At 71.3% G+C, this 24,608-nt stretch carries 29 protein-coding genes; 9 read left to right on the top strand and 20 right to left on the bottom strand.

The genetic code is table 11. The annotated features are described in order from the left end of the window. Positions 1–2 precede the first annotated feature (2 nt). From KAF39_RS01660 to KAF39_RS01635, 6 genes are all read right to left on the bottom strand, one after another. The gene (locus KAF39_RS01660; protein ID WP_210675663.1) at positions 3–209 is read right to left on the bottom strand and encodes a CDGSH iron-sulfur domain-containing protein; all 207 of its coding nucleotides are present in this window, start codon (positions 207–209) and stop codon (positions 3–5) included. Then, positions 206–1,252, bottom strand: a complete 1,047-nt coding sequence (locus tag KAF39_RS01655) for an iron-containing redox enzyme family protein (RefSeq protein ID WP_210675662.1) — start codon at positions 1,250–1,252, stop codon at positions 206–208. Before KAF39_RS01655 ends, KAF39_RS01660 begins: the two co-directional genes overlap by 4 nt. Positions 1,253–1,355: 103 nt before the next feature. Beyond that, the gene (locus tag KAF39_RS01650) at positions 1,356–2,231 is read right to left on the bottom strand and encodes an endo alpha-1,4 polygalactosaminidase (protein ID WP_210675661.1); all 876 of its coding nucleotides are present in this window, start codon (positions 2,229–2,231) and stop codon (positions 1,356–1,358) included. Beyond that, on the bottom strand, positions 2,231–3,637 hold the full coding sequence (locus KAF39_RS01645) for an MFS transporter (RefSeq protein WP_210675660.1): 1,407 nt from the start codon (positions 3,635–3,637) through the stop codon (positions 2,231–2,233). The genes KAF39_RS01650 and KAF39_RS01645 overlap by 1 nt, the downstream gene beginning before the upstream one ends. A 37-nt stretch (positions 3,638–3,674) precedes the next feature. Next, positions 3,675–4,751: a YbdK family carboxylate-amine ligase gene (locus tag KAF39_RS01640; RefSeq protein WP_210675659.1), complete on the bottom strand. Its 1,077-nt coding sequence runs from the start codon at positions 4,749–4,751 to the stop codon at positions 3,675–3,677. A 5-nt stretch (positions 4,752–4,756) separates the two neighbouring features. Then, positions 4,757–5,023, bottom strand: coding sequence for a Rho termination factor N-terminal domain-containing protein (locus KAF39_RS01635; RefSeq protein ID WP_210675658.1), 267 nt, complete (start codon positions 5,021–5,023; stop codon positions 4,757–4,759). Between the two features lie 124 nt (positions 5,024–5,147). Here KAF39_RS01635 and KAF39_RS01630 point away from each other — a divergent pair, with 124 nt between their 5' ends. Beyond that, positions 5,148–5,312 carry a hypothetical protein gene (locus tag KAF39_RS01630; RefSeq protein ID WP_164498167.1) on the top strand — a complete coding sequence of 55 codons (165 nt, stop codon included), beginning with the start codon at positions 5,148–5,150 and terminating at the stop codon, positions 5,310–5,312. Positions 5,313–5,381: 69 nt separating this feature from the next. Here KAF39_RS01630 and KAF39_RS01625 read toward each other — a convergent pair whose 3' ends face one another. Continuing rightward, complete coding sequence (locus KAF39_RS01625; RefSeq protein WP_025102515.1) at positions 5,382–5,588, bottom strand: CsbD family protein; 207 nt, start codon at positions 5,586–5,588, stop codon at positions 5,382–5,384. 213 nt (positions 5,589–5,801) lie between these two features. Here KAF39_RS01625 and KAF39_RS01620 point away from each other — a divergent pair, with 213 nt between their 5' ends. Continuing rightward, positions 5,802–6,179: a hypothetical protein gene (locus tag KAF39_RS01620; protein ID WP_246878202.1), complete on the top strand. Its 378-nt coding sequence runs from the start codon at positions 5,802–5,804 to the stop codon at positions 6,177–6,179. Positions 6,180–6,200: 21 nt separating this feature from the next. Here KAF39_RS01620 and KAF39_RS01615 read toward each other — a convergent pair whose 3' ends face one another. After that, entirely contained in the window at positions 6,201–6,548 is a 348-nt protein-coding gene (locus KAF39_RS01615) for a hypothetical protein (RefSeq protein WP_210675656.1), read from the bottom strand. Between the two features lie 294 nt (positions 6,549–6,842). On the opposite strand from KAF39_RS01615, the gene KAF39_RS01610 reads away from it, so the two are divergent. Continuing rightward, positions 6,843–7,337, top strand: coding sequence for an FBP domain-containing protein (locus tag KAF39_RS01610; protein ID WP_210675655.1), 495 nt, complete (start codon positions 6,843–6,845; stop codon positions 7,335–7,337). Here KAF39_RS01610 and KAF39_RS01605 read toward each other — a convergent pair. The 6 genes from KAF39_RS01605 to KAF39_RS01580 all read right to left on the bottom strand — a co-directional run bounded on the left by KAF39_RS01605 (position 7,334) and on the right by KAF39_RS01580 (position 13,079). Further along, the gene (locus KAF39_RS01605) at positions 7,334–8,155 is read right to left on the bottom strand and encodes a PaaX family transcriptional regulator C-terminal domain-containing protein (RefSeq protein ID WP_210675654.1); all 822 of its coding nucleotides are present in this window, start codon (positions 8,153–8,155) and stop codon (positions 7,334–7,336) included. The two genes, KAF39_RS01610 and KAF39_RS01605, sit on opposite strands and share 4 nt — an antisense overlap. Further along, a complete protein-coding gene (locus tag KAF39_RS01600; protein WP_210675653.1) occupies positions 8,145–9,416 on the bottom strand; it encodes a kynureninase in 1,272 nt (423 codons plus the stop codon). Before KAF39_RS01600 ends, KAF39_RS01605 begins: the two co-directional genes overlap by 11 nt. Position 9,417: 1 nt before the next feature. Then, a complete protein-coding gene (locus tag KAF39_RS01595) occupies positions 9,418–10,437 on the bottom strand; it encodes a hydrolase (RefSeq protein ID WP_210675652.1) in 1,020 nt (339 codons plus the stop codon). Continuing rightward, complete coding sequence (locus tag KAF39_RS01590; RefSeq protein ID WP_210675651.1) at positions 10,437–11,288, bottom strand: tryptophan 2,3-dioxygenase; 852 nt, start codon at positions 11,286–11,288, stop codon at positions 10,437–10,439. Before KAF39_RS01590 ends, KAF39_RS01595 begins: the two co-directional genes overlap by 1 nt. Positions 11,289–11,444: 156 nt before the next feature. After that, positions 11,445–12,503, bottom strand: coding sequence for an alpha/beta hydrolase (locus tag KAF39_RS01585; RefSeq protein ID WP_307805006.1), 1,059 nt, complete (start codon positions 12,501–12,503; stop codon positions 11,445–11,447). Between the two features lie 51 nt (positions 12,504–12,554). Further along, positions 12,555–13,079 carry a TetR/AcrR family transcriptional regulator gene (locus KAF39_RS01580; protein WP_210675650.1) on the bottom strand — a complete coding sequence of 175 codons (525 nt, stop codon included), beginning with the start codon at positions 13,077–13,079 and terminating at the stop codon, positions 12,555–12,557. Between the two features lie 78 nt (positions 13,080–13,157). On the opposite strand from KAF39_RS01580, the gene KAF39_RS01575 reads away from it, so the two are divergent. Further along, positions 13,158–13,868 carry an MBL fold metallo-hydrolase gene (locus KAF39_RS01575; protein WP_210675649.1) on the top strand — a complete coding sequence of 237 codons (711 nt, stop codon included), beginning with the start codon at positions 13,158–13,160 and terminating at the stop codon, positions 13,866–13,868. A gap of 207 nt (positions 13,869–14,075) precedes the next feature. Here KAF39_RS01575 and KAF39_RS01570 read toward each other — a convergent pair whose 3' ends face one another. From KAF39_RS01570 to KAF39_RS01560, 3 genes are all read right to left on the bottom strand, one after another. Then, a complete protein-coding gene (locus KAF39_RS01570; RefSeq protein WP_210677905.1) occupies positions 14,076–14,603 on the bottom strand; it encodes an isochorismatase family protein in 528 nt (175 codons plus the stop codon). Positions 14,604–14,713: 110 nt separating this feature from the next. Next, positions 14,714–16,153, bottom strand: a complete 1,440-nt coding sequence (locus KAF39_RS01565; RefSeq protein ID WP_210675648.1) for a cytosine permease — start codon at positions 16,151–16,153, stop codon at positions 14,714–14,716. 44 nt (positions 16,154–16,197) lie between these two features. After that, entirely contained in the window at positions 16,198–17,481 is a 1,284-nt protein-coding gene (locus tag KAF39_RS01560) for a M18 family aminopeptidase (RefSeq protein ID WP_210675647.1), read from the bottom strand. Between the two features lie 106 nt (positions 17,482–17,587). Here KAF39_RS01560 and KAF39_RS01555 point away from each other — a divergent pair, with 106 nt between their 5' ends. Continuing rightward, entirely contained in the window at positions 17,588–18,451 is an 864-nt protein-coding gene (locus KAF39_RS01555; RefSeq protein ID WP_210675646.1) for an EamA family transporter, read from the top strand. A gap of 12 nt (positions 18,452–18,463) precedes the next feature. Here KAF39_RS01555 and KAF39_RS01550 read toward each other — a convergent pair whose 3' ends face one another. Beyond that, positions 18,464–19,117 (bottom strand): response regulator transcription factor, encoded by a 654-nt coding sequence (locus KAF39_RS01550; RefSeq protein ID WP_246878201.1) that lies wholly within the window; start codon positions 19,115–19,117, stop codon positions 18,464–18,466. Between the two features lie 226 nt (positions 19,118–19,343). Between KAF39_RS01550 and KAF39_RS01545 the strand changes: the two genes are divergently transcribed. Both KAF39_RS01545 and KAF39_RS01540 read left to right on the top strand, forming a co-directional pair. Beyond that, entirely contained in the window at positions 19,344–20,486 is a 1,143-nt protein-coding gene (locus KAF39_RS01545) for a sensor histidine kinase (protein ID WP_210675645.1), read from the top strand. Positions 20,487–20,905: 419 nt separating this feature from the next. Then, complete coding sequence (locus tag KAF39_RS01540; RefSeq protein WP_210675644.1) at positions 20,906–21,994, top strand: alcohol dehydrogenase catalytic domain-containing protein; 1,089 nt, start codon at positions 20,906–20,908, stop codon at positions 21,992–21,994. A gap of 4 nt (positions 21,995–21,998) precedes the next feature. Here the strand turns inward: KAF39_RS01540 and KAF39_RS01535 are convergent, their stop codons facing one another. Beyond that, positions 21,999–22,508 (bottom strand): CinA family protein, encoded by a 510-nt coding sequence (locus KAF39_RS01535; protein WP_210675643.1) that lies wholly within the window; start codon positions 22,506–22,508, stop codon positions 21,999–22,001. Between the two features lie 264 nt (positions 22,509–22,772). On the opposite strand from KAF39_RS01535, the gene KAF39_RS01530 reads away from it, so the two are divergent. Further along, the gene (locus KAF39_RS01530; protein WP_210677903.1) at positions 22,773–23,450 is read left to right on the top strand and encodes a DUF6766 family protein; all 678 of its coding nucleotides are present in this window, start codon (positions 22,773–22,775) and stop codon (positions 23,448–23,450) included. On the opposite strand, the gene KAF39_RS01525 is transcribed toward KAF39_RS01530, so the two are convergent. Further along, positions 23,426–24,172 carry an FHA domain-containing protein gene (locus KAF39_RS01525; RefSeq protein WP_246878200.1) on the bottom strand — a complete coding sequence of 249 codons (747 nt, stop codon included), beginning with the start codon at positions 24,170–24,172 and terminating at the stop codon, positions 23,426–23,428. The genes KAF39_RS01530 and KAF39_RS01525 overlap by 25 nt on opposite strands. Here KAF39_RS01525 and KAF39_RS01520 point away from each other — a divergent pair. Beyond that, positions 24,159–24,500 (top strand): ATP-dependent DNA ligase, encoded by a 342-nt coding sequence (locus KAF39_RS01520; protein ID WP_210675642.1) that lies wholly within the window; start codon positions 24,159–24,161, stop codon positions 24,498–24,500. The genes KAF39_RS01525 and KAF39_RS01520 overlap by 14 nt on opposite strands. The last annotated feature ends 108 nt before the right edge of the window (positions 24,501–24,608 follow it).

Below are 24,608 nucleotides of genomic sequence, written 5' to 3'. Positions count from 1 at the left end.
CCTCAGTCGTCCGTGCGGAAGCCGGCCGCCTTGTGCGTGCCGTCGCAGAACGGCTTGAGCGCGGAGAGACCGCAGCGGCACAGCGCCACCGTGCGTCGACGCGGGTCGATGATCGTCCCGTCGCCGGCCTGCAGCTGGATCTCGCCGCGCACGAGCAGGGGGCCGTCCGGATAGGCCGTGACGGTGACCGGTTCGTCGCGCGTGCTCATGCCGTGGTCCTCTCGCGGAGCGCCGACCGGCCCGCGGTCCACGCCTCGAGCGTGTGCGCTCCCGCCCAGCCGTCGACCGTGAGGCAGGCCGCGGCTCCGAAGAGGATGTCGGCGAGCAGCTCCGGGCGGTCCTCGGCGAGGCTGCCGGCGAGGTCGCGCGCGGCGATCTGCTCGTGCACGGCATCCGCCTCCACGTGCTCCTCGAAGTAGGCGGCCACCTCGTCGGCGAACCCCAGGCGGTGCAGGCCGTCGGCGTAGAACCGGCACGGGATCGACGACGTCATCTCGTAGGCGGCGAGGTGCCCGACGATGGCGCCGACGAGGCGGCGGTTGAGGCCGAAGAGGCTCATCATGTTGTGCGATGCCAGAGTGATCGCCGGCGCGTCGTCCACGTAGGCGCCGTACGTGTCGTCGAGCCCGGCGGCGCGCAGGGCCCGGGCGTAGAGCTCGGCGTGCACGCGCTGCGGGCGTCCGCCGCCGTACTCGTCGGACTGGATCTCGACGAGGGCCGCCTTGGGCCGACCCGTCAGCCGCGGAATGGCCCAGGAATGCGGGTCGGCCTCACGCAGCGTGTACACCGAGCGGAGGATCAGCGATTCCTCCGCCTGCTCGCGAGTGGCCTTCCGCGCGATGTGCCGCGACAGGCTCGGACCCGTGTCGGCGGCGGCGAGGGCGAACAGGGCGCGCCCCACCGCGTCCACCGTCGGCTCGGGAAGCTCCGGCACCGGGACGGTCGCCCGCAGCGCGGCCTCGAAGGCGTCCTCCAGGATGCGGCGCGCGGTGACCACGCCCGCCTCCCACTCCAGGGTGTCATCGAGCTGCGGCAGCGAGCCGTAGGAGGAGGCGTAGAGCACGAACAGGGCGAGCTGGACGTCGTCGTCGCGCACCACGTCGGAGCTGGCGGCGACCGCGGCGACGGCGAGGTCCGGAAGGGTGGCGGCGTCCGCACCGCGACCGGTGAGGACGGAGAGGACGGCGTCCGACAGCGGACCGCGGGCCGAGAAGGCGACGGCGGTGTCGGAGTCGAGGGCGGAAACGGTCATGAGGAGGGGCTCCCATCGATGCGATCACCCGCATCCTCACCCGCCCGCGTGATCCCCGCCAGGGTCTTGACGCCGAGGCGCCGGGCAGGCAAGCGCCCGGCCGTCACGGGCACAAGGCGAACACGTACCCCGGGTCGTCCGGCGTGACGAGGTCGCGATCCCGGAGCACCATCGAGGACGGGGACTCCGCGTCAGCGCACAGCTCCGCGAACGACCGGGGGAGCTGATCGGTGTACTCGATGTCGATCACGTGGTCGCCGTAGACCTCCGCGTACCCGGCGCATTCGGCGTACGCCGCGCACTCCTCGGTGAGGGCGAAGTCGAAGCCCGCCCGCTCCCGCAGGGCCGCCGCGTGCTCCGCCGCGTTCTTCTGGCCCGCGGCGAGTCCGGCGTCGTGGGCCGCGTCGACGAAGACCTCCGCGAGGGCGAGGTTGTCCTCGAGCGTGAGCGCGCCCGCCGAACGGGAGAAGGAGTCGAGATTGTCGAACTCGACGGCCTGGAACCCGGCCGCCGCGCATCCCTCGATCCACGGGCGCACGATCGCCGCGATCCGGGACCGCCGCTCCGCCGTCCCGGTGTCGAGCAGGGCCTCGTCGGGCCAATCGGGGTCGAACACCACGTCGCCGCCGTCGCGGAGCAGGAGGTCTTCCGGCCAGTCCGTGAGCTCGCCGGGCTGGGTCTGGAAGCCGTTGACGTAACACAGCGAGTATCGCCCCGCTGCGGGCTCCGCGCTCCGGTCACGGCCGACGATGCCCACCGCCTCCGGCGGGTCGTACGCACCCCCGAGCTGGTAGTCGGGCAGCGCGCCGACCGGCGGCGGCGTGACAGTGGCCGACCGATCGTCCGCGCCCGGGGACGGAAGGGCGGAGCCGCCGGTGCAGCCGGCGAGGACGAGGGCCGCGGCGAGCAGCAGGACCACACCGGCGGCGGCGTGGCCGGATGCGCGGCGGTCGCCGGGGGTCGCGGTCGGTCGGCGCATCAGCGGGGCTGCGGTGCCGGTGCGGCGGGGGCGCCGGCGGGCTCCGCGGCGTCCTGCGACGGATTGCGGCGGATCCCGATCCACGACACCACACCGCCGAGCACGAGCAGGACGGCCGTGACCGCTGCCGCACTGTGGAACCCGTCGAGGTCCAGGGCGCCGCCGACGATGGTCGACAGCATGGCGACCACCAGCAGTCCGGCCACGCGCGAGACCGCGTTGTTCACGGCGGAGGCGATGCCCGAATGGCTCTCGTCGATCGCCCCGAGGATCGCGGCGGTCAGCGGGGCGACCGTGAGCGACAGGCCCACGCCCATCACGATCATGGCCGGGAGCACCTGCGTCCAGTAGTCGAAGTCGGCCTCGACGGTCAGCAGCATCACCGCGCCGACGGCCATGATGAGCGGTCCGACGGTCATGAACACCCGCGGCCCCCAGCGTCCCGCCCAGCCACCGGCACGGGAGCTCAGCAGGATCATGAGGATCGTCATGGGCAGGCTCGCGAGCCCCGCCGCCGTCGCGCTCAGTCCGGCTCCCTGCTGCAGGTACACGCCGACGACGAAGCCGTTGAGCGAGAGGGCGGCGTAGACGAACAGCGTCGCCAGGTTGCCCCAGCCGAAATCGCGGACGCGGAACAGCCAGAGGGGCAGGAGCGGGGTGGCGGAGCCGCGCTGGCGCAGGAGGAACACGGTGAACAGGACGGTTCCGGCCGCCGCGGGGATCCAGATGGCGGGGGAGGACCATCCCAGGTTCGGCTGCTCGATGAGCGCGAAGACGATCGCGCCGAGTCCGAGCGCGCAGAGGACCCCGCTTCCCCAGTCGACCCGGACGCCGCGCGGATGCTCCGGCAGGCGGAGACGGGCGAGCAGCAGCAGCGTGATGCCGATGGGCAGCACGTTGATGAGGAACACGAACCGCCAGGAGAGGAAGTCGACGAAGAGGCCGCCCAGCAGCGGGCCGACCAGCTGCGCCGCTGTCGTGAACGCCGTCCAGACGCCGATGGCCCTGGCCTGCACGTCGCCGCGCATGGTGGCGGTGATGAGGGCCAGGGAGCTCGGGACCAGCAGGGCCCCGGCTGCGCCCTGCGCCGCCCGGGCGACGATGAGCATGAGCGGATCGATCGCGGCGGCGACAGCGATCGACGAGATGCCGAAGGCGATGAGCCCGATCCGCATCACCAGCACCCGGCCGTAGGCGTCGGACAGGGAGCCGGCGAGGAGGATCAGTGCGCTGAGGGTGATGAGATAGGCGTCGACCACCCACTGCTGCGTCGTGATGCCGCCGCCGAGGTCTTCGCTGATCGCGGGGAGGGCGACGTTGACGACCGTCCCGTCGAGGAAGGTGACGAACGACGCGAGCACGGCGATCGCGATGACGAGCCGCTGGAGCGGGGCGGAGGATGACACAGGCCGACCCTACTCCCGCCCGGCGACGTCGGGGCGATCACGTCCTCCCGGCGGGACTGCCGTCGCGCAGGAGGTTCCGCAGGGCGGGCACCCCGCCGTGCGCGTGCGCCGCCCGCTGCCTCGTCGCGCCGGGTCCGTCCGTCCGCAGCCGGTCCACGCCGGCCCGCACGGTGTCCTCGTCGCCGAGCTCGTCCAGCACCGGGGAGAGGTCGTCGAGGAGGTGCGCCGCGACGGTCCGCACCGGGGCGACCTCACCCGTCAGCGGGTCGACGATCCGTGCCTCCATGCCCGCGCGCGACGCCATCCACAGCGAGGCGTCGATCGCGTCGGTCTCGTCGGCGACGATCCGCTGCCCGGTGGCGAGGGCGATCCCGCGGGTCAGCAGCGCCGAGAGCACGGCGTCCTCCGGGGTGAGCTGCGTGTCGGCGACCCGCGCCTCGACCGTCGGGTAGCGCTCCGAGAGCCGCACGGCCCACGACAGCGATGTCGCCTCGCCGATCGTCCCGAGATCGAGGAGCTGATCCACACGGCGCCGATAGTCGTCGGCGTCCGCGAAGCGGGGCGGGCACCACGACGACGGCAGCCGGCGGATGAGCATGCTCCGCCAGCTCGCGAAGCCGGTGTCGATGCCGTTGCCGAAGGGGCTGTTGGCGCTGAGGGCGAGCAGCAGGGGCAGCCACGCCCGGAGCCGGTTCAGCGCGCGGACGCGCTCCTCCTCGTCCGGCACCTCGACGTGCACGTGGAGCCCGTTGACCTCGTGCTCGCGGGTGAGATGGGCCAGGCGCCGCGCCACGTCGTCGTAGTGCGCCGAGGGGGAGAGTCGGGGGGAGCGGAGGGTCGTGAACGGCGAGCCGGTGGGGGCGGCGATCGCACGGCGGGAGTGCGCCGCCGTGCCGATCGCCGCGCGCAGCGCCGTGAGCTGTCCGACGGCCTCCGCACCGGTCCGCACCGGGTCGGTGAGGGCCTCGAGCTGCGAGGCCAGGTACTCGGTGGTCACGCGCCCGACGACGATGCCGTCGCCGATGCGCTCCAGGATGTCGCCGCTCAGGGCGACGGGGACGAGCGAATCCTCATCGAGCAGGAGGAACTCCTCCTCGATCCCGAAGCGCGTCATCCGCGTCAGTGGTTCCGCAGTTCGGAGATGAGCTCGCCCTTGCGCAGGGAGCTGTAGCCGGTCAGGCCCAGCTCCTTCGCGCGCGTGCGCAGCTCCGGGACGGTCCAGTCCTCGTAGTCGCCGTGCTTCCCGCCTCGTCGTCCGACCGTGCTGCGGCCGTCCCGGGCCGCGGCGTTCGAGATCCGGGCGGCCTTCTCCTTCGAGGCGCCGTCGTCGCGGAGCTCCTCGTACAGCTCGGGATCCTTCAGGGAGTTGTTGCGTCGTCCTGGCATCTGTTCTGCTCCTTCGCGCATCGTGAGGGTGGAAGTCAACCCCCTCCGGTGAGGCGGTCATCCGGGTCTAGCGTGGTCTCACCGCAGTCGGGCGCCCGCGCCCCCCAGAGAAGGGAAAGACCCGATGAACATCCTCCTGATCATCGTCATCGTCATCGCCGTGATCCTCGCGATCACCGGAGGACTGGTGCAGTCGCTCCAGTTCCTGCTGTGGGTCGGTCTGGTGCTCCTGGCCATCGCCGTGATCGCCTGGCTGATCCGAGCCATCACCGGCAGCCGCAAGGTCTGACCCGAGTGCGGAGGGGGAGGCTCGCCACGGGCGAGCCTCCCCCTCTTCATGGGTTCAGCGGGTGGAGGATCAGCGGTTGAACGCGTCCTTGACGCTGTCGCCGGCCTTGCCGGCGGCGTCCTTCACGTTCTCGCCGGCCTGCTTCGCGTCGGCCTTCACCTGATCCGCCTGGCCTTCGGCCTCGAGCTTCTCGTTGTCGGTCAGCTTCCCGAAGCCTTCCTTGACCTTGCCACCCAGCTTCTCGGCCGAGTTCTTCATGTCGTCTGCGCCACTCATGTGAGGCTCCTCTCCTGGACGGATCGATTGCTCTGCGAGCCTCGCACCGGCTCTCCGCTCCGTCCACGGGATTGACATTCGCGGCACTGCGTGTCACCGTTCCGCCCCCATCGACTCCCGTCCGCCCAGGGGTTAGCCTGGCGCCAGGCGGGTGACCTGCCCGTCGTCCGCGACGAAGGGAGCACGACGATGGATTCGATGATGATGGGGGCCATGTCGAAGAGCATGGAGTCGATGCCCGACATGGCGATGATGGACATGTCGGTGCTGCAGGCCTGTATGGACGCCTGTGCCGCCTGCGAGCAGGCTTGCACGGTGTGCGCGACGCAGCAGATGGACTGCGCGCCGGCCTGTATGAACTGCGCCGACATGTGTCACACGATGATGCGCTCCATGCTCCGCATGCAGGGCATGACGCCCGCCACGATGATGGCGATGCTGGACGCCTGCATCGCGATGTGCCAGATGTGCATGGACGAGTGCATGACGCACGCCGACCACAGCGACGTCTGCCGTCTCTGCGCGCAGGCATGCCAGGCCTGCATGAACGCCTGCATGGCGGTCCGCGACATGATGATGGCGAGCGCCTGACCCCGACGGGTCAGGGCGTCGTCACACGGTGGCGACGTTGAAGCGGGTGCGTCCGACGGCGAGCACCGCGTAGTCCAGGTGGAGGGCGACGGGGCTGCCGACCACGGCCTCCAGGGCCGCGCCGGCGCTGTTCCACAGTGCATGCGTCGCGCCGTCGAGCGTGCGCACCACGAGGTCTCCCGTGCGGGGGTCGGCCGCGGTCACGAACGCATCCGCCCATCGCGCCGGGGTCGCCGCAGCGAGACGCTCCTGGATCAGGTGCAGGGCGTGCCCTGGTGCCGCGGACGAGCAGCGTCCGCCGCTGCTGCACATGCACGCCGCACGCTCACGCACCTCGAGGGGCGGACGGCGGTGCAGCGGCGTGGACACGGGGACTCCTTCGGATCGGCGTCCGGCCAGAGTACGTCGTGGGGCCACCGCCGGCCGAGCGACCCCGACACGCGACGAAACAAACGGGTGTAGGCTCGCCGGGTGCTGTCGTCGATGAGCGCCCTCGGGGCGCGGAGCGGAGCTGCAGGCGCGTCCAGCGCCGCAGACAGAGGCTGAGGACCGGCCGGAGGCGGACCCCCCGTCCCCGGTGCTGCGTCGTACCCCGGCATCCGTCCGGGTGATCCTCCGATCCGTCTCGCCGTCCCGGCGATCACACCGAAAGCTCTTCCTGTCATGCGTCCCATCGACGAGCGCGCCCTGCGCGCCTCCTTCTGCAACGCCTCCCGCAAGGAGGTCTCCGACATCACGCTGCCGCCCGGCTTCGCCGAGACGGACTTCGACCGCCTCGACTACCTCGGCTGGGTCGACCCCAAGCTGCCCCGACGGGCCTACGTCGTCACCTGGATCGACGACGAGCCGGTGGGGGTCGTCCTGCAGCGTGCCGAACAGCGCGTGCTCGCCCGCGCCCAGTGCTCGTGGTGCGAGGACGTGACCCTCCGCAACGACGTGCAGCTCTACGTCGCCCGACGAGCCGGCGCCGCCGGTCGGAAGGGGGACACGGTGGGCGTGCTGGTGTGCGCCGAGTTCGACTGCAACCGGTCGGTGCGCCTGCTCCCGCCCCTGGCGTATCCGGGGTACGACCGCGAGCTCGCGCGCGAGATGCGGATCCTCCGGCTGCAGGAGCACGTCACCGGGTTCCTGCGCGAGGTCGCCGACCGCCGGAACTAGGTCGTCGCCGCGCGCACGTGCGCGAGGGCGGGTGCCGCCCACCGTGCGGACAGCCGGGCGAACGCATCGAAGCTGCGTCGCCCCGGCCAGTCGGCCGGCAGCATCGCCGGGGGCAGCCCCGGGTCGGTGTAGGGCAGCACCCGCCAGCGGTCGATCAGATGCACGTACGCGGCGAACGGATCGGCGGGGAGGCCGGCGAGCGACGCCTGGAACGCCTCGTGCTCGGCGCGCAGCGCGTCGAGGTCCCACCACTCGGCGGCGGCCTCCGGCAGCGTCCCGGCCGGGGCCGGTGCCGAGGCCTCGAACAGCGTCGCCCAGCGCCGGGCACCGAGGTCGTCCAGGATCTGGACGGCTTCGTCGCGGAGATGGCCCGGGCAGATCCACAGCGCGGGGGACACGACGCCGGCACCGATCCAGTGCAGCCGCCGCCGCAGCTGGTGGCGCACGCTGCGCGCGCTCTCCGGGATCGAGAACGAGACGAGACACCACGGATCGTCGTCGGTCATCTCCTGCATGCGGAAGATCCGCCGGTCGCCCCGCTCCAGCATCGGCAGGGCGGCGGGACTGAGCCGGTAACCGATGGCCGTGCCGCGCTCGGGCAGGAGCAGCCCCTTCTGCTTGAGACGGGCGATCCCTGTGCGGGCGGGGGCGTCGGGGATGCCGAGGTCGCCGGCCAGGGACACGAGGTCGGCGGCCGAGATCCAGCCGCCGAGCGGCCGCAGGTACAGACCGATCAGGGTCCGCAGGAGCGACGCGGTGCTGCCGGGCCGGGCGTCGATGTCATCGAGCACGACCGGTGCCGCGGGGTCAGGAGACACCGGTCTCCAGCGCGTCCCGCACGGCGAGCACTCCCGCGATCGTCTCGGTGTGCGAGGTGCTCAGCGGCGACAGCCCGAGCCGGATGCCGTCCGGGAAACGGAAGTCGGGGATGACCCCCTCCGCCCACAGCCGCCGGGTGACCTCCCGGAAGTCGGGGTGGCCGATCGTGATGTGGCCGCCGCGTCGTGCCGGGTCGCGGGGGCTCAGCAGGCGGACGCCGAGCGGGGCGAGCACCTCGTCGTACGCCCGGACGGCCAGGGCGGTGAGCGATTCCGACTTCGCGCGGACGCCGTCGATGGTCGACTGCGCGATGAGGTCGAGCATCCCCTGCATCGCGAGCATCGAGGTGACCGGTGGCGTGCCGCTCAGGAGCTGGCGGATGCCGTCGGCCGGAACGTACTCCGGACCCATCGCGAAGATGTCGGCGGCGCTCCACCAGCCCTGGATCGGCTGCCGCAGCACCCCCTGCAGGTCACGGCGGAGGTAGGCGAACGCGGGCGAACCCGGCCCGCCGTTGAGGTACTTGTAGGTGCAGCCGACCGCCATGTCGACGCCCCAGTCGTCGAGCTGCATCGGGACGACGCCCGCCGAGTGGCATAGATCCCACATCATCAGTGCGCCGGCCTCGTGGACGACGGCGGTGATGCCGGGCATGTCCGCCAGGCTCCCGGAGCGGTAGTCCACGTGGCTCAGCGACACCAGCGCGGTCCGTTCGGAGACGACGGCGGCGACGTCGTCGACCGTGACGCCGTGCACGGGGTCGGGGGTGATCCAGCGCAGCGTGGCGCCCATCTCCGCCGCGACGCCCTCCGCGAGGAACCGGTCGGTGGGGAAGTTCCCCTCCTCGATCACAAGCTCCGTCCGCCCCGTGGGTCCCTGAGCCTGCCCCGTGGGTCCCTGAGCCTGTCGCAGGGCCCCCCGCATGAGCTTGTAGAGGAGCACGCTCGTCGAGTCCGACACGACGGTCTGCCCCGCCGCCGCGCCCAGGGCGACGGCGCCGATGCGGTCGCCGAGCTCCATGGGCAGCGCCATCCACTGCTCGTCCCAGGAGCGGATGAGGCGCGTGCCCCAGTCGTCGCGGACGAAGGCGGCGAGCTTCTCCGGTACGTCGCGCAGCGGTCGGCCGAGGGAGTTGCCGTCGAGGTAGGCCGTCACTCCGGGGGCGTCGACGAACGCGTCGAGGTGCGCGGAGAGCGGGTCGGCGGCGTCGAGCGCGCGGGCGGCATCGAGGAGGGCGGCGTCGGAGGAGCGTGCGGTCATGTCACACCTTCAGGTCGGCGGGGGTGAGCGGTCGGGCGGTCAGCGGGTCGGCGGACCCGTCGGGGAGCAGGAGGAGCAGGGCGGGGCGGAGGAGCGGGTCGGTCGGCGCGAGGGCGCGGAGCAGTGCGTCGTCGTCGAGTCCGGCGGCGCGGAGCGCTGCCACCTCGGCGGAGTTCAGGTCTACGGGGGTGGGCCCGTTGCCCATGTCGGTGCCGTAGCGGACGATGCCGCCGGCTGCGTGGAACCGGGCGACGTTGTCGATCGCGATCGCCTGGCTGTCCGGGTCGTGGACGGCGAGCGTGGAGATCCAGGAGGCGCGGGCCGCCTGGGCGGCGATCTCCTGGTCGTCCAGGCGCTCGGTGAACGGGGCGTGGGCGAGCCGGGTCGCTCCGAGGCGCACGACACGCTGCGCCTCACCGGGGCCCTCCGCGTGGGCCACCACGGGCAGGCCGTGCGCGGCTGCGCGCTCGACGATCGTGCGGAAGAGATCGTCGGCGAACACCGGGCCTGCGGTGCTGTTGCTCGCGATCTTGATGCAGGACGCGCCCGACGCCGCCATCTCCGCCACGGCGGCCGCCGCCCCGGCGGGGTCCGCGATCTCCCGCACTGATCCGGCCGGAGCCCATGCCCGATCCGAGGGGTAGCCACCCGGCGGAGTGAGGAAGGCGCCGGCGTACCGCACGGTTCGCAACTCAGGAGAATCCGGCCCCACCGTGCGCGAATCCGCGCCGGCGCCGCCTCCGTCGGCCAGTTCTCCTGCATTGTGGACGGCGATCGACGCGACGGTCGACGGGTCGCCGCCGAGATCGACCACCCGTCCGAGCCGCGATGAGGCGAGGAGGGCGTGGTCGACGAGCTGCAGATGCACGTGATGGTCGGTGAAGCCGCCGACGATGCGTCCGCGGAGGGCCGGAGAGCCGGGTTCCGGTATCTCGTCGCGGAGCTCGGGGCGCCCGTCCCGGCCGAGCCCGACGACGCCCTCGCGCCAGCGCTCGCCGTCGAAGAACGTCGCCCGGAGCATCAGGGCCCGATCTCGGTGCGGACGGTGTACAGCTCCGGGAAGAAGGTGAGGTCGAGGGCGCGCTGCAGGAAGCCGACTCCGCTGGAGCCGCCGGTCCCGGTCTTCATCCCGATGGTGCGGGAGACGGTCTTGAGGTGACGGAAGCGCCAGAACTGGAAGTTGTCCTCGAGGTCGACGAGGTCTTCGCACGCCTCGTAGAGGTCCCAGTGGGTGCCGGGGTCCTGATAGATCGCGCGGATGGCGGGGACGAGATCCGGGGTCTCACGGTACGGTTCTCGGACGTCGCGGTCGAGGATCTCCTGCGGGACGGGGAGCCCGCGGCGGGAGGCGTAGCGGAGGAACTCGTCGTACAGCGTCGGCTTCTCCCACTCCGCGGTGAGGAGCGCGAGGTTCGCGGGGTGGTCGCGGAAGACGCTCAGCATCTTCTCGTTCTTGTTCCCCAGCGCGAACTCGACCGCCCGGTACTGCACCGACTGGAAGCCGGACGAGTTGCCGAGGGCGCCGCGGAACTGGGCGTACTCGGTCGGCGTCAGCGTCGCGAGCACCGACCACTGCTGCGTCATCACGTCCTGGATGCGCTTGACCCGGGCGATGCGCTTGAGGGCCTCGCGCAGATCGTCCGCCGCCAGCAGCTCCCGGGCCGAGCTGAGCTCGTGCAGCAGCTGCTTGAGCCAGAGCTCCGTCGTCTGGTGCTGGATGATGAACAGCATCTCGTCGTGGTGCTGCGGCTCGCTCACCGGGTGCTGCGCCGTGAGCAGCTGGTCGAGCGCGAGGTACGAGCCGTAGGTCATGCGACCCGAGAGGTCGGTGACGATGCCGGATTCGAGGGCGCGTTCGTTCTCGGTGTGCATTCCGTGAACATATCACTTCCGTGTCGGTCGTCACAGACCTGTTATGTCCATTCCCGGCCCGCCTGCACGATCAGGTCCACCTGCACGACCGGAGGACGGATGGACGGACTCCCGGGGGAACGAGTCGTGCATCCGGACCGGGGTCGTGCAGACGGGTCAGCGGGTGTGGGCCTCGAGGAAGTCCAGGGTGTCGGCGAGGGCCTTCCGGGCCTCCGGCATATCGAGGTGGAACTGGTACTCGTGGGGGAGGGCCGGCTCGTGCGGCGCGGGCCAGAACACCGGAGTCACCTCGACGCCGAGCTCCTGCAGCCGCTTCGACATCGGAATCGACTGCAGCCAGGTGAGCCCGTCGCCGTTGCCACCGGAGATGTACGTCGCGGGGAAGTCCGCCGTGACCCAGTCCACCGTCGACATCGTGGCCCCGGTGGAGTCCTCCGCCCACGTCTTCGTCCCGGAGTACGCCCACATCGCCGACTTGAAGCCCCACCCGGCGACGCCGTCCAGCTCGGCCAGGGCGGCGAGGTCGTAGACGCCGCAGTTCAGCACCGTCGCGACGAGCTGGTCCGACCGCAGGGAGGGCCGGATGCCCAGGATCTCGGCGTACTCCGGATTGGTGATGAGGGTGGCCATCTGGCTGGCGAGCTGTGCGCCGGCCGAGTCTCCGGCGAGGACGATGCGCTGCGGGTCCACGCCCAGCTCCTCGGCGTGCGCGTCGATGTAGGCGAGGGCCGCGTCGAGCTGGTGGACGGCGAGCGGATACACGCCCTCGGGTCCGCGGGTGTAGTTCACGCCGATGGTCGTGTAGCCCTCCGCGGCGAGGATGCGGAGATACGGATCCACATCCTCCTTGGAACCGGAGATCCACGCGCCGCCGTGGATCCACACGACGGTCGGCAGCGGACCGTCGGCGGCGGCGGGACGGAACACGTCCATCGTCGTGTCCGCGCCGGCGTCCCCGTAGGCGACGTCCTTGCGTTCGTCGAGGGCCGTGTCGGGGACATGCTTCGTCATCTCCGCCGCGGTCTCATCGCCGCCCTTCGTGAAGACCGAGCGGATGATCATCGCCGAGGGCCACGGGGTGAGCGCTCCGACGATCGCGACGACGGCGGCCACGGCGGCGAGGGCTCCCAGCACGATCTTCGTGCGGCGCCAGGGCTTCCGGCGGGAGGTCGATGGTGCGGGCCCGGTCGCGTCGCTGTTCCTGGAGTCGTCCACGGCCTCAGTGTGCCAGCATCCGCGACCCGGGATCGAGAATGACGGGCGTCCTCACCCGGCGAGGCTCGCGAGGAGACGCCGGAGGCCGTACTCGAAGGCGCGGTCCACGTCACCGCCGAGTCGGAAGGCCCCGGACAGCTCCATCTGCAGGAATCCGGTGGCCCAGGCGGTGAAGAGACGCGCGGCGTCGAGAGCGTCCGCCTCGCCGACCGCGGTGGCGCAGGCGCGGATGACGGGGGCGGCGGAGCGTTCCAGGGTCTCGCGGGGGACCGCGGCGTTGAACATGAGGCGGAAGCCCTCCGGGTGTGCGTGAGCGAAGGTGCGATAGGTCCGGGCGAGGGTGGAGAGGTCGTCGCCGGCCGCCTCGAGCCGGGTCGCGAGGGCATCGACGGATGCCGTGGCGACCGCGACACGCAAGGCCTCACGGTCGCGCACGCGCTTGTAGAGGGAGGGGGCGCGCACGCCCACACGCTCCGCGACTGCCTGCATCGTGAGTCCCGCAGGGCCGTCGGCCTCGATGATCTCCTGGCCGGCCGCGACGATGGCATCGATCGATGTGCGTTCGGGGGTGGGCATGGATCCTCCTCGATGGCTATTGACAGTAGCCATGATAGCTACGTAACGTAGCCATCGCAATCGTCCGAGAGGATCATCATGAAGCTCGCCCCCCACCTCCACCGCCTCGGCAACGACATCGTCGCCTCGTACCTCATCGACCTCCCCGAGGGCATCACCCTCGTCGACGCCGGGTTGCCCGGGCACTGGCATGACCTTCAGCGAGAGCTCGCCGTGATCGGCCGACCGCTGTCCGACATCCGCGGACTCGTGCTGACGCACGGCGACAGCGACCACATCGGATTCGCGGAACGACTGCGTCGCGAGTCCGGCGTTCCGGTGTTCATCCACGGGGCCGATGCACACCGCGTGCGTACCGGCGAGAAGCCGAAGACCCCGATGGGTCCTGCCCGGCTCGGTCCGACGCTCGGGTTCCTCGCCTACGGCCTCCGCAAGAGTGCGCTCCGCACGCACCACGTCGCCGAGGTGTCCGAGATCGCGGACGGTGACGTGCTCGACCTCCCAGGCGCTCCGGTCGTCGTGGGTCTTCCGGGGCATTCGCCGGGGAGCATCGCGGTGCACATCTCGGCGGTCGGCGCGGTGTTCGTCGGCGACGCCCTGACCACGCGGCATGTGCTCACGGGGGAGGAGGGGGCGCAACCCGCCCCGTTCACCGACGAGCCCACGGAAGCCCTGGCCTCGCTCGACCGCCTCGCCGCGCTCGACGCTGAGTGGGTCCTTCCCGGTCATGGTGCTCCCTGGCGCGGAACTCCCGCCGACATCGCTGCCGCGGTCCGCGCCTGCGCCTGACGCTCGCCCTGACGCTCGCCCCTGCCGGGTCCAATAACGCCCCTCCCCGCGGCTGCCGAGGTGCACTTTCCGTCCCGCCCGAACGCCGCAGCACGGTGCCGGATCGAATCCGTGCCCAGCGGACCCCCGCGAGGGGCGGAATCCGTCCCGCTGGGAGGTCTCGCCGGCGTGCGGGATCGAAAACGGGCGCGGGGGAGGGGGCGGGGGTCAGGGGGAGAGGAGGGTGGCGGTGTCGGAGATGGTGATCTGCGGGGGATAGAGGCTCATGACCTGCAGGGCGGCCGGGTGATTCTCGGCGGTGGAGCCGGCACAGGCATCCGCCGCGAGGGCCACGTGCGCCCCGGCGTCCGCGGCGGCGAGCGCGGTGGACACGACGCAGCAGTCGGTCGACACCCCGGCCAGCACGATCCGACCCCCGCGCCCCACGATGGCCTCCAGGTCCGGGCCCCACTTGCCGAACGTCGGGAGGTCAAGGGTGGGGTGCGGCGAGAGGCCTTCCGCGTCGGGGACCAGCGCATACAGCGGGTCGTCGGCGGGCCGGTCGGCGAACGGCCACGCGGCGAAGTACTCGCCCCAGGAGGTGGAGCGGTCGGCCGTCGGAAGCCACCGGGTCACGATCACGCGCTCGCCGAAGGCGTCCGCGAGCCGCCGGATGTTCGCCATCGCGTCGGAGAAGAACGGCGAGCCCCAGGCGGAGTCGGGCGACGCGAAGATCGCCTGCGGGTCGATCACCACGAGCCAGCGCTCCTTGGCCCCGGACCCTGCCGCCTCCGGGGTCCCCGCGCCCGCCGCCTCCTGGGTCCTTGAGCCTGCCGCCTCCGGGGTCCCTGAGCTTGTCGAAGGGCTCACGACTCCTGCCGCCGGATCTTCCCCGCCCGGGCGAACCAGGTCACGAGGAACGAGAGCACCAGGGCGACGAACACCCCGAGGTTCGCGTACGCCCAGTCGCCGTCCGCCCCGCCGACGAGGAACAGGAGGTATCCCTGCCAGTTGTTCCATGGTGCGGCGTCCGCGAAGCCGTTGAGCACGAGGCCCCAGCCGATCACGCTCGCGACGATCATCGTGCCGATCGAGACCCAGTCCCAGGCGCCGTACCGTCCGCGACTGTCGAACAGCGCAGCCTCGTCGTAGTCCTTCCGCCGCCGCAGGATGTCGGCGATGAGGATGCCGGCCCAGGAGGCCAGCGGCACGCCGAGGGTGATGAGGAAGCTCTGGAACGGGCCGAGGAAGTCGGTCGCGAAGAACACCACGAAGATGGTGCCCGCGGTGAGGATGGCGCCGTCGATCGCCGCTGCCGACGGCCGCGGGATGCGGATGCCGAGGCTGAGCAGGGTCAGGCCGGAGGAGTAGATGCCGAGCACCGCGCCGGAGACGAGCGCGAGCACGGCCGTGAACAGGAACGGCACGAGGACCCACACCGGCAGGATGCTCGCGAGCGCGCCGATCGGATCCGCGGCGATCGCGTCCATGAGCTCGGCGTCCGATCCGGCGAGCAGCAGACCGAAGACGACGAGGATGACCGGCGCCACCGAGCCGCCGATCGTGTTCCAGGCGACGATCGCCCCGTCGGACGCGGTGCGCTTCTGATAGCGCGACCAGTCCGCGGCGATGTTGATCCAGCCCAGCCCGAACCCGGTCATGACCATCACGAGCGCGCCGACGACCTGGCCGATGCCGCCGTCGGGACGGGCCAGCACCGCGGCGAGGTCGATGGTCGGCGCGGCGAGGATGATGTAGAGGATGGTGACAACGCCCGTGATCCACGTGAGCACCGACTGCAGCCGCATGATCGTGTGGTATCCGAGCACGGAGGCGGCGACGATCAGTGCCGCGACGATCACGGTCGCGACGATCTTCAGCCACAGGCTGTCCCCGTCGCCGCCAAGCTGCGTGATGACGGTCGCCGTCGCGAGCACCGCCATGATCGCGAGGAAGGTCTCCCACCCGATCGAGGTGAGCCAGGACACGATCCCGGGGACCTTCTGCCCCTGCACACCGAACGCGGCCCGGGAGAGCACCATCGTCGGCGCCGAGCCCCGCTTGCCCGCGATCGCGATGAGCCCGCACAGCAGGAACGACACGACGATGCCGATGACCGACACGAGCGTCGCCTGCCAGAACGAGATGCCGAAGCCGAGCACGAACGAGCCGTACGACATCCCGAACACCGAGACGTTCGCCGCGAACCACGGCCAGAACAGGTCACGGGGCTGGGCGGTCCGCTCGGACTCGGGGATGATCTCGATGCCTGCACGCTCGATGAGAGCCGGCCTGATGTCGGTCATCCTCACATCCTGGCACTCCGGGGGCGCACTCCGCGCGGCCCGATTCACCCGGCGAAGAAGGCTCCGGCCACGCGGGTCAGGTCGTGCAGGTCGGAGACCCCGGCGAGCTCGCGCGCGGAGTGCATCGAGAGGATCGGGATGCCGACGTCGACCGTGCGGATGCCGAGCCGCGTCGCGGTGATGGGACCGATGGTCGAGCCGCACGGCACGCTGTTGTTCGAGACGAACTCCTGCGTCACCACCTCGGCCCGATCGCACCAGTTCCGCCACGACGCGGCGCCGACCGCATCGGTCGCATAGCGCTGGTTGGCGTTGAGCTTGAGGATGGGGCCGGAGCCGAGCACGGGCTGCACGACGGGGTCGTGCCGGCCGATGTAGTTCGGGTGCACGGAGTGGCCCACGTCGCTGGACAGGCACCAGGACGACGCGTACGCCTGGCGGCGGGCGGAGCCGTCCGCACCGAGCCCGGCATACAGCCGCTCCAGCACGTCCTCGAGGAAGGGGCCAGCGGCACCGGAGCGCGACTCGGAGCCGAGCTCTTCGTGGTCGAACGCGGCGAGGACCGCGATCGGCCCTCCGGCGGCGGGGTCGTGCGCGGCGAGGGCGACGACGCCGGCGTGCACCGAGGCGAGGTCGTCGAGCCGGCCGGAGGCGAAGAAGGCGTCGTCCTTGCCGAAGACGGCGCCCCGCGCGGCGTCGGCGACGACGACGTCGTACCCGCGGATCTCGGCGGCGTCCACTCCGGCGGAATCGGCGAGCTCGGCCAGGATGTCGGCCTCTGTCGGGTCGCCGAGCCCCCAGACGGGCTGCGTCTCGGTCTGCTTGTCGAGGGCGAGCCCGTTGTTGACGCCGCGGTCGAGGTGGATCGCGAGCTGCGGCAGCCGCAGCAGGGCGCCCGTGTCGGCGAGGACCACGCGGCCGTCGGCGAGGGCCAGACGCCCCGCGAGACGCAGCTCGCGGTCGAGCCAGGAGTTGAGCAACGGGCCGCCGTACACCTCGACGGCCGCCTGCAGCCAGCCGCGGGCGCCGGTGGTCGGCTGCGGCTTGAGCTTGAAGCCGGGGGAGTCGGTGTGGGCCCCGAACACGTGCACCGGTGTGGTGGCGGTCGCGTCCTCCGGCACCACCCAGGCGATCGTCGCGCCGTCGCGGACCACGAGGTAGCGCCCTCCGGCCGGCGCGGGCCACGAGTCCTCCTCCGGCAGCCGCGTGAAGCCGGCGTCCTCGAGGCGACGGGCGGTCTCGGCGGCGGCGTGGTAGCTCGACGGCGAGGCGGCGACGAAGTCGGCGAGGTCTTCGGCGTGAGCGAGGGCGTCCGGGGTGACGGGCATGGCATGACCTTCCTGCACGGGTGTCCTTCGAGCGTAGTCGCGGCGCGACCGGGCCCCCGCCGCGGCGGCGATAGGGTGGGGGCGATGGCCGAGGGAGGGGTCTGTCGTGTCCGCTCTGGCTCTGGTCCTCGTCCTCTCCGCCGCCGTCGCCCACGCGTCCTGGAACATCGTCGCGCACGGCATCAGCCGCGCGGGCGCTCCGTTCCTCTGGTGGGGCGCAGTCGCCAGCACGCTCGTGTGGGTCGGGGTGGTGCCGTTCACCGGCGGACTCGGTACGGCGGATCTCGGGGCCTTCGCGCTCGGGGTGGCGGTGTCGGCCGTCCTGCACGTCGTCTACATGGCCGTGCTGCAGCGCGGGTACCGCGAGGGCAGCCTGTCGACCGTCTACGCCACCGCGAGAGGCACGGGACCGTTCCTCTCGGTCATCGTCGCCGTCCTGCTGTTGGGGGAGCGGCCATCCGGGTTGGCGCTGGTCGGCGTCGCCGCGGTGATCGTCGGGGTCGTCGCGATCGGCTTCGTCGATCGCCGGCCGGCGGGAACGGGGCGCCGCATCGACCCCGGTCTCGTCTTCGGCGTCCTCACGGGGGTCGCGATCGCGGTCTACACGATCTGGGACACCCATGCGGTGCGGACGTGGGGTCTCTCGCCAGTGGCCTTCATGGTCGGCACGACGCTCGTGCAGGTGCCGTTCTACTCCCTCGCCGTGCGGCGGCGGTGGGGTGCGGTCGTCGCCCTGGGGCGTACGCAGTGGCGGCGCATCGTCGCGTTCGGCGTGCTGTCGCCCCTGTCCTACATCCTCGTGCTGTCGGCGATCCAGATCGCGCCGGTGGCTCTGGTGGCACCGCTGCGAGAGGTGAGCGTGGTGCTCGTGAGCCTCTTCGGCGCCTTCGTCCTGCGGGAGTCGAGACCGAGTTGGCGCATCGCGGCGTCCCTCGTGGTCCTCGCGGGCATCGTGCTGCTCGCGCTATGACCCGAAGGGCGGTCAGCGGAAGGTGACGAGCCCCGCGTGCGCGGCCGTCACGAGGATCTGGACGCGGTCGCGCAGGTGCCACTTCGACATCATGCGGCCGAGGTGCGCCTTCACGGTCCCCTCGGAGACGATGAGGGCCTTGGCGATCTCGGCGTTGGACATGCCCTTCGCCAGACACTGCAGCACCTCCTCCTCGCGATCCGTGAGAGGTTCGAGGGCCTCGGCGGACGGCGCCGGCGTGGAGTCGCGGACGTGGCGGATCAGCATCGAGGCGATCCGCGGGGAGAGCGAGCTCGCCCCGGCGAACACCTCGCGCACGCCCGTGACGATCTCTTCGGCACTGGAGTCCTTCAGCAGGTAGCCGGAGGCGCCGGCGCTCAGCATCGGGAGCACGGTGTCGCTCCCGTCGAGCGTGGTCACGGCGAGGATGCGCACGTCCGGCCAGCGCTCGGCGATCGCGGCGGTCGCCTCGATCCCGTTCATCTCCGGCATCTGCACGTCCATCATGACGACGTCCGGTTTCTCGCGCTCGACGGTCGTCAGCGCTTCCAGACCGTCCTCCGCCTGCGCCACCACCGTGATCTCGGGCGCGCGCGACACGAAGTGCGACAACGCGGAGCGGACCAGAGGATCGTCATCGACGATCACGACGCGGATTTCCTGCATGGAGGAAGCCTAACCGCGCGGCGAGGGCGCTCTGAGGATGTAGACCTTTGGCTATCGAGGTCTGGACGGAAGGCAGATGTGCGCTCCGCGCGCCGCCGAGAAGATGAATACAGACATCGACAAACGGCACTAGAACGGAGGTGAATGTAATGACTTTCTGGCAGCAGGTTGGCAAGTTCTTTGGTCTCGTCCGCTAGAGTACCTGGCGAATAGGAGATAGTGAACCATGGCCTTCGACCATTCGATTCGCGGTTCCGCGGATTCGCTCCGGCTGGTTCGAGGCGAGAAGCTCACTGCCATCGAGCGCATCGTCGTTCTGGCGATCATCTCCATCACCGTCGCCGTCGACGTCATCGGCCTCATCGTCGCCCCGGGTGTGAATCCCGCGGCCGTCCTGGTGAGCATCGCGTCATCGGCAGTGTTCGCCCTTTATCTCTGGAAACCCCTCATCGCGACATGCGCCCTCGGCGTCGTGTTCGCCCTCTCTTTTCTGGCAGGAACCGAATCCCAGGTCCTGACCGCCGCCGCTGTCGCGGCCGGGCTGGTCATGCGACTCGGCTGGACCGCGCTGATCCTGTCGTACACGGGCGCTTTTCTCGTCTCCGCCGCCATCGTCGCCATCGGCGACGCGGACTCCGACGTGAATGTGGCCCTCTATCTCGTCTTCGCCGCCGTGGCCGGCGCCGTCGGCTTCGCCCTTCGCGTGGCGTTCGCTCGCGGGAGCCGGCTCGAACGTCAGCTGGAGGCTGCGGCCGAGCAGGAGCGCGAAGCCGTTCTCGCCGAGCGGCGATGGATCGCCGGCGAGCTGCACGACAGCATCGCGCACCACCTCACGGTGGTGTCGCTGCACGTGCAGATGCTGGAAGACCCTGAAGCGAGCGATGGCTCCCGGGAGGCGATCCGCGTCGCCGCCCGCAAGGCCATGACCGACCTCCGATTCGTGATCGACCTCGCCGATGACGGACCCCGCGCCGCCGGGATGCCCACCGGCGATCTCGTCGCGGCGGTCGAGGAGGCCCGGACCGAGTTCGAAGCGGCCGGGCACGACGTCATCCTCGATGGCGATCCCGGCGACGAGCGCATCCCCCGGGCCGTGGAGATCGTGCTCGCGCGCATCGTGCGCGAGTCCGCGACGAACGTCCTCAAGTACGCCGGCCCCGGGACCGTCGAGATCCGCCTCGCGGTGGACGACGACAAAGCCCACCTGTCCCTCCGCAGCCCGTTGCCCACGACGCCGCGTCGGGAACTGTCGTCCAGCCGGACGGGGCTCGGTCGCATGGCCGAACGGGTCATGGGAGCGAGCGGCGAGTTCAACGCCGGAGAAGTGGACGGACACTGGCTCGTGTCCGCGGTGTTGCCGGTGGTGTGACCCGCGCGTATCCTGAGACGACGCCCCCGCCCCAGCCCCGAGACGATAGACGAAAGTCTAGGCACTTCTCGACATACGGCTCTTCAGCGTCTTCGTCGCGCCGGCATATCCTGAAGGCTCCCCAGATAAAGCGTCCCCAGCGCTGCGATCGCGGGCGCGATCTTTCTGGCTTCTGAGACTCCCGTGCCCGCGATCGCGAATCTGACTCCGGCTCACCGCCGTCGACCGCACGCCTCTCGTGCCGGTCCGTCGCTGTGCCCTCCTTCGCCCCGTCTCGCAAGAGTTCAGGCGGCGTTCACCGGCCATTCGTCCCACGGCTCGGACTCGCTGGGAGAGTCGAGGTGGATCACCCCCACCCGAAAGGTCCATATGACGCTTCGCGCTCTCTGCCGCCGCCATCGTCCGCAGAGGGCCGAGCCGTGGGAACCCTGCTGATCCGCCCGCCCGGGCATCGGAGAGACGTCGCGCTGCGCCCCGCCGCGACCGCGATGGTGTGGCTCGGCGAAGGGCAGCCGCAGGAGACGATCGCCGTCCCGGGCGTCGCACTCGCGGATCGGGACGTGCTCGTCGCCGTCGAGATGTCGACGATCTGCGACACGGACGTGCGGACCGTCCAGGGGCTCCGGTCGGCTCCGGTTCCGCTGGTCCTCGGGCACGAGAGCGTCGGCCGGGTCATCGCCACGGGGGACGACGGCGCGGACGCGGTGGACGGCACGCCGTTGCGGATCGGCGACCGCGTGGTGTGGGCGTCCACGGTGTCGTGCGGCACCTGCGACCGCTGTGGGCGCGGCCTCGCACAGACGTGTCGGGCCCTCGCCACCTATGGCCACGATCGCATCGGCGTCCACGGCGACCTCACCGGGGCATTCGCCAGTCATGTACAGCTGCGAGAGGGGACGGCGATCGTGCGCGTCCCCGAGGCGCTGCCCGCCGCAGTGCTGGCGCCGGCCGCCTGCGCCACGGCGTCGGCATGGGCCGCCGTCGCGCGCGCCGCCCGTGACATCGATCTCGACGGTGCCGCGGTGCGCATCCTCGGCGCGGGACTCGTGGGGATCACGGCTGCCGCGATCGCCGCCGAGCACGGGGCCGTCGTCGAGGTGTGCGACCCGGACGATGATCGCCGGGCGTTCGCCTCCCGTTTCGGGGCGACCGCGCTCGACCGCGAGCCCGACGCGGTGATCGACACTTCCGGGTACTCCATCGGGGAGGCGCTCGCCGGCGTCGCCGTCGGCGGCACGGTCGTCCTCGTCGGCCGCGTGTTCCCCGCAGCATCCGTCCCGCTGGAGGCGGAGGATCTCGTCCGGAGACTCGTGACGGTCGCGGGCGTGCACGGCTACGGTGCCGACGACCTCGCGGCCGCGGCGTCGTTCCTCAGCGGCCGGGGGCGCGCATATCCATTCGGCGACGCCGTGGGTGCGGTGCGATCGCTCGCCGACATCGACGCGGCACTGGTCGAGGCCGGAGCGCCGGGCGCCCCGTTGCGGGTCGCCCTCGTCCCCGGTCGCTGACCGCTCAGTCCGTGCCGGTGCGACGGGGCCCTGCGGGGTGCAACGCCTCGGCGTGGAACGTGAGCAACCGGAGCGCGGCGTCGACGCTCGCCGACAGCACGTCCTCCGGGTCGCCGGTCAGTGCCAGCCTCCGGTGCCCCGCGTCGTCGGCCGTCGCCCAGCCGAGGTACACCGTGCCGGCGGGATGACCGCCCTCCGGCCCGGGACCGCCCACGCCGGTGGTGGAGACGGCGATGTCCGCATCGAAGAGCTCGCGCGCCCCGGACGCCAGCTGCTCGGCACACGCGGCCGAGGTCGGATCGGTGCCGGGGGTCAGCCCGAGGACGCGCTCCTTCACCTCGGTGAAATAGGCCACGATCCCACCCGCGAACCACCCGGACGCTCCTTCGCCGGCGCCGATCGTGTTCGCGAGGCGTCCGGAAGTCAGCGACTCGGCCACGCTCACGCGCAGATCTCTGCTGCGGGCGAGCTCGCTCAGGCGCTCGAGGTCGGGGGTCTCGTTCGGTGCGGTCATCGGGCGCTCCTCTCAGCGGTTCCCTGCCACCGTACGGGGGCCCGCTGCGCGGCCGGAGGGGATTGACAATCGCGTCCGCGTCAAGCCCCTGGAGGCACCCGGAGCCCGGAGCCATGGTCGGGGGAGGCACATCGAGAAGGAGATGGACATGGCCGAGGAGGCACGCGACACCGCAGGAATGCGGGCGATGTTCTGGATCTGGGCGGGGATCATCGGGGTGGGGCTGGCCGTGATGATCGGCCTGCCGCTGGGAGGCCGATGACGATGCGCGCCCGGATCAGGGATCACGCCCTCAGCCTCTTCTTCCTCGCCCTGTTCGCGCTCGCGCTGGGGGGACAGGCGATCGCCGGGTACCTGCGGAACAACGACGAGCTCCTCGACCACGGGCAGCCGGCGATCGGGTTCGGCGACTTCCTCTGGTCGTCGGACTTCGCCGTCGACGTCGCCGAGAACTGGCAGTCGGAGTTCCTGCAGTTCTTCCTCTTCATCGCCGCCACCATCTGGTTCGTCCAGAAGGGGTCGCCGGAGTCGAAGAAGCCCGGCGACGAGGGGCCGGGCAGTGATGCGGATCAACTCGTCGGCGCGCACGCCCGCCCGGATTCGCCGCGGTGGGCCCGGGCGGGCGGGTGGCGCGCCGCCGTGTTCGGCAACTCCCTGCTGATCGTGATGGGGGCGGTGTTCGTGCTGTCCTGGTTCGCGCAGTCGCTCGCCGGGACGGTCGTGATGAACGAGGAGAACGCGATGCACGGGGCCGCCGCGATCACCTGGCTGGACTACGTGACCAGTTCGGACTTCTGGGACCGCACCCTGCAGAACTGGCAGTCCGAGTTCCTCGCTGTCGGGACGATGGTCGCGTTCGCGATCTACCTCCGCCAGCGGGGCTCAGCGGAGTCGAAGCCCGTCGGCACCCCGCACCATCAGTCGGCGCTGGAGTCCGACTGAGAGCGCTCGTCGTTGACGTCGGCCTGCGACAGCCGCTCGTCGTCGCCGTCGTAGCCCGGACGCGGCTCCTGCAGCGGCTGGTCGGAGTACTCGCCGCCCTGGCGTCCGCCGAAGGGGCGCCCGTGGTCGGCGAACTCCTCGCGGGCGAACACCAGTTCCCACGGTCCGACCGTGAAACGCGACCCCGTCCGCAGGGTCTCGGTGCGCTCGCCGGGGTGGGTCGCGTCGGCGTCCGGGTTGGAGTTCATCTCGCCGTCCGCGTGCAGGGTCACGACGTACTCGTCGCGATCGTCGTGCACCACCGTGGCGTGCACGGGCTCGGTGTCCGCGAGGCGGAGTTCGTTGCCCGCCGCCGAGCCGATCCGGACCTCCTCCATGTCGAGGGCGAACTCGGTGCGCTCATCGTCACGGCGCACCCGCAGCCGGGGGTTGCCCGCACCCCGCTCGGCGTGGGTCGTTCCGGGCGTGTAGCCCTCGTCGGGACGGTCGTCGATGTGGCGTTCGGTCATGGCGGTGCCCTCCTCGGGTGTCGATGTCTCGAGGCTAGCCCGCACGCGGATCGCGCGCAGGGCCTTGACTTCGGCGCCCGCGTCGCCCTCCGACGCGGATTTGCCGCGCGCCCCGCCGGAGGGCATACCCTCTACCCATAGGCCGATCCCGGCGGTGTCCGCCGGGCTGAAGACCATCCGACCGAGGAGCATCACCCCGATGGGCAAGTTCATCTACGAAGGCAGCGTCAAGACCGAGATCGAGGATCGGGCGCTCACGCATCTGCAGCTCGTCATCACGGCGAAGCTCCGTCGCGGCGAGCCGTTCCCGTTCAGCTGGCGCGAGGACGCCAGCGTCGGCGGCGGCCGGACCACCGTGTGGATCCAGCCCGGCAGCTCCCTCGTCTTCAAGTACTTCGGCAGCCGCCAGCCGGCCGTCAACCGTGCATGGATCGAAGCACTCGCCTTCACCGCCAACGCCCCCAGCGGTCTGTACCTCGTGCCGGAGCCCGTGGAAGGCGCGGAGCCTCCCGGGCAGGGAGACCACCCCGGCGCCGGCTGAGCCGCGCGTTCGCGACGACCCCCGGGGCTGTCAACCCCCTGCCGTCTCCCGCTCGGGACCGCGAGTGTCGAACATGAGCTGATCGACACCCCGACACAGGAGGAGCGG

The organism is Microbacterium sp. BLY (genome assembly GCF_017939615.1).
In the GTDB taxonomy this organism is placed as follows: domain Bacteria; phylum Actinomycetota; class Actinomycetes; order Actinomycetales; family Microbacteriaceae; genus Microbacterium.
Note: the sequence above shows the minus strand (reverse complement) of the source record. Positions and strands in the feature narration are given on the sequence as shown.